Annotated in this window: 5 protein-coding genes; 3 read left to right on the top strand and 2 right to left on the bottom strand. The window is 62.0% G+C overall.

What is annotated here, in order from left to right:
• Window positions 1-152: 152 nt before the first annotated feature.
• The 3 genes from HMPREF9538_RS06285 to HMPREF9538_RS06295 all read left to right on the top strand — a co-directional run bounded on the left by HMPREF9538_RS06285 (window position 153) and on the right by HMPREF9538_RS06295 (window position 1,961).
• The gene (locus tag HMPREF9538_RS06285) at window positions 153-500 is read left to right on the top strand and encodes a quaternary ammonium compound efflux SMR transporter QacE delta 1 (RefSeq protein WP_000679427.1); all 348 of its coding nucleotides are present in this window, start codon (window positions 153-155) and stop codon (window positions 498-500) included.
• Window positions 494-1,333, top strand: coding sequence for a sulfonamide-resistant dihydropteroate synthase Sul1 (gene sul1 / locus HMPREF9538_RS06290; RefSeq protein WP_000259031.1), 840 nt, complete (start codon window positions 494-496; stop codon window positions 1,331-1,333). Before HMPREF9538_RS06285 ends, sul1 begins: the two co-directional genes overlap by 7 nt.
• A 127-nt stretch (window positions 1,334-1,460) precedes the next feature.
• The gene (locus tag HMPREF9538_RS06295; protein WP_000376623.1) at window positions 1,461-1,961 is read left to right on the top strand and encodes a GNAT family N-acetyltransferase; all 501 of its coding nucleotides are present in this window, start codon (window positions 1,461-1,463) and stop codon (window positions 1,959-1,961) included.
• Here the strand turns inward: HMPREF9538_RS06295 and HMPREF9538_RS06300 are convergent.
• Window positions 1,930-2,922, bottom strand: coding sequence for a TniB family NTP-binding protein (locus HMPREF9538_RS06300; RefSeq protein WP_001381192.1), 993 nt, complete (start codon window positions 2,920-2,922; stop codon window positions 1,930-1,932). The two genes, HMPREF9538_RS06295 and HMPREF9538_RS06300, sit on opposite strands and share 32 nt — an antisense overlap.
• Window positions 2,923-2,924: 2 nt before the next feature.
• Window positions 2,925-3,515, bottom strand: a 591-nt coding sequence (locus HMPREF9538_RS30425; RefSeq protein WP_009485924.1) for a Mu transposase C-terminal domain-containing protein, incomplete at its 5' end; no start/stop codon positions are given.

Here is a 3,515-nt window from a genome sequence, read left to right as displayed (position 1 = left end):
GGTTCATGACTATATCGCCGCCGCGGCGCGGCTTAACTCAAGCGTTAGATGCACTAAGCACATAATTGCTCACAGCCAAACTATCAGGTCAAGTTTGCTTTTATTATTTTTAAGCGTGCATAATAAGCCCTACACAAATTGGGAGATATATCATGAAAGGCTGGCTTTTTCTTGTTATCGCAATAGTTGGCGAAGTAATCGCAACATCCGCATTAAAATCTAGCGAGGGCTTTACTAAGCTTGCCCCTTCCGCCGTTGTCATAATCGGTTATGGCATCGCATTTTATTTTCTTTCTCTGGTTCTGAAATCCATCCCTGTCGGTGTTGCTTATGCAGTCTGGTCGGGACTCGGCGTCGTCATAATTACAGCCATTGCCTGGTTGCTTCATGGGCAAAAGCTTGATGCGTGGGGCTTTGTAGGTATGGGGCTCATAATTGCTGCCTTTTTGCTCGCCCGATCCCCATCGTGGAAGTCGCTGCGGAGGCCGACGCCATGGTGACGGTGTTCGGCATTCTGAATCTCACCGAGGACTCCTTCTTCGATGAGAGCCGGCGGCTAGACCCCGCCGGCGCTGTCACCGCGGCGATCGAAATGCTGCGAGTCGGATCAGACGTCGTGGATGTCGGACCGGCCGCCAGCCATCCGGACGCGAGGCCTGTATCGCCGGCCGATGAGATCAGACGTATTGCGCCGCTCTTAGACGCCCTGTCCGATCAGATGCACCGTGTTTCAATCGACAGCTTCCAACCGGAAACCCAGCGCTATGCGCTCAAGCGCGGCGTGGGCTACCTGAACGATATCCAAGGATTTCCTGACCCTGCGCTCTATCCCGATATTGCTGAGGCGGACTGCAGGCTGGTGGTTATGCACTCAGCGCAGCGGGATGGCATCGCCACCCGCACCGGTCACCTTCGACCCGAAGACGCGCTCGACGAGATTGTGCGGTTCTTCGAGGCGCGGGTTTCCGCCTTGCGACGGAGCGGGGTCGCTGCCGACCGGCTCATCCTCGATCCGGGGATGGGATTTTTCTTGAGCCCCGCACCGGAAACATCGCTGCACGTGCTGTCGAACCTTCAAAAGCTGAAGTCGGCGTTGGGGCTTCCGCTATTGGTCTCGGTGTCGCGGAAATCCTTCTTGGGCGCCACCGTTGGCCTTCCTGTAAAGGATCTGGGTCCAGCGAGCCTTGCGGCGGAACTTCACGCGATCGGCAATGGCGCTGACTACGTCCGCACCCACGCGCCTGGAGATCTGCGAAGCGCAATCACCTTCTCGGAAACCCTCGCGAAATTTCGCAGTCGCGACGCCAGAGACCGAGGGTTAGATCATGCCTAGCATTCACCTTCCGGCCGCCCGCTAGCGGACCCTGGTCAGGTTCCGCGAAGGTGGGCGCAGACATGCTGGGCTCGTCAGGATCAAACTGCACTATGAGGCGGCGGTTCATACCGCGCCAGGGGAGCGAATGGACAGCGAGGAGCCTCCGAACGTTCGGGTCGCCTGCTCGGGTGATATCGACGAGGTTGTGCGGCTGATGCACGACGCTGCGGCGTGGATGTCCGCCAAGGGAACGCCCGCCTGGGACGTCGCGCGGATCGACCGGACATTCGCGGAGACCTTCGTCCTGAGATCCGAGCTCCTAGTCGCGAGTTGCAGCGACGGCATCGTCGGCTGTTGCACCTTGTCGGCCGAGGATCCCGAGTTCTGGCCCGACGCCCTCAAGGGGGAGGCCGCATATCTGCACAAGCTCGCGGTGCGACGGACACATGCGGGCCGGGGTGTCAGCTCCGCGCTGATCGAGGCTTGCCGCCATGCCGCGCGAACGCAGGGGTGCGCCAAGCTGCGGCTCGACTGCCACCCGAACCTGCGTGGCCTATACGAGCGGCTCGGATTCACCCACGTCGACACTTTCAATCCCGGCTGGGATCCAACCTTCATCGCAGAACGCCTAGAACTCGAAATCTAACGTCCGTTCGGGCATCGAGGTCCATGTCGGGGTGGGACGGGCCCGTGGCTTCAAGATCACTTGCAGTCCGACCGCGATGTCTTGGTTGCGCGAGAGGTTGTCGACAGGCCATGCTGAGTGTGCGATGGTTGATCGCTTCCTCGCCGCTCTCCACGGCGACGATGGCCGCCGCCATCAGCAAGTGCGCCAGTTCCCCTATGGTGCCCTCGCTGCGTGTGAGCAGGTAGCGAGCCATGTCCAGCGTGGCAATTGGGGAAGGCCGGCGCAGCGGGAGCGAAGCGGCGAAGCTGGCCAGCAGTGAGCAGCAATCGTCGTTGGCCTCCCATACCGGCAGCATCATCGGCTCGAAGCGATTTTCCAACTGGTCATCGGAGCGGATGGCTAGGTAGGCGTCGCGCGTGCCTACCCCAACCAACGGGATGCGCAGTTCGTTGCCGAGGAAGCGCAGCAGGTTGAGGAATTCCCGGCGGTTGACGCTGTTGCCGGCCAGCACGTTGTGCAGCTCGTCGATCACCAGCATGCGCACGCCGACCTTGCGCAGCAGTGCCAGAGCCAGTTGCTCCATTTCCGGCAACCGTGGGCGTGGGCGCAGCGGCGCGCCCATCGCGGCGAGCAGCGCGACGTAGAAGCGGATCACGGACGGCTCGGACGGCATCTGCACGACCAACACCGGGATGTGCTCCTGGTCGGCGTCGGAGCTGGCCGGGTGGGTGCGGCGGAACTTCTCGACGATCATCGACTTGCCATTGTTGGTCGGGCCAACCAGCAGCAGGTTGGGCATGCGTTGCTTGTTTGGCCACGCATAAAGGGCTTCCAGCCGGTTCAGCGCCTCGACTGCGCGCGGATAGCCGATCCAGCGGTCGGCGCGAAGGCGCTGGATGCGCTCGTCCGCCGGAAGACGGGCCAAGCCCTGGGCCGCCGGCAGCAGGTGGGACAGGTCGATGATGGGATATTCGTCCACGGCTACCACTCCTCAATCTGGTCGAACGGTTTGGCGGGTGGCAAGTTGTCTGCCTGCGGGTCGGCAATATCCGTATCCGGCGGAACGGGCTTGTCCGGCCGAGCTGATGTCTTGAGGTGCTGGCGGCGATCCGCGTCACGCCGCGCCTTGCGTGTGGCCTTCTGCGCGCTGGTCACAATCTCACGCATCTGGCCGATCATGCGGAACAGCGCCGACTCATCCACCTGTTCGCGCCCTTGCTGCCGCAGTTTCGCCAGCGCCTGCCGTTGTTCCCAGAGGGTGACAGCCGGATGCGACAAGGTACGGTAGGGAATTTCCAGGTAATGCTGTCCCTCCGGTTCCAGGACCCAGATACGGCTGATGTCGCGCGGATCGCGCCGGATCAGAAAGGACGGCCAGCGTTCACGCCGCGCAATCCACGGCTTGAGCGCATCGGCGTAGTAGTGGATGTGGTCGATGACAAAGCCGGTGCGGGTCAGCGTGCGCCGGAGGATCGGCAGAAAATCGACCAGGAACGAAGTAGCGCGTGTGACGACGGCCGGTACGCCGACACGCGCCACGGCCTCGGCCCAGCGCGCGGCCGGCGGGTGGGG

This window comes from Klebsiella sp. MS 92-3 (assembly GCF_000195655.1).
Classification (GTDB): Bacteria; Pseudomonadota; Gammaproteobacteria; order Enterobacterales; family Enterobacteriaceae; genus Klebsiella; species Klebsiella pneumoniae.
The sequence above is the reverse complement of the archived record's forward strand: the minus strand, read 5'-3'. Positions and strand labels throughout refer to the sequence as shown.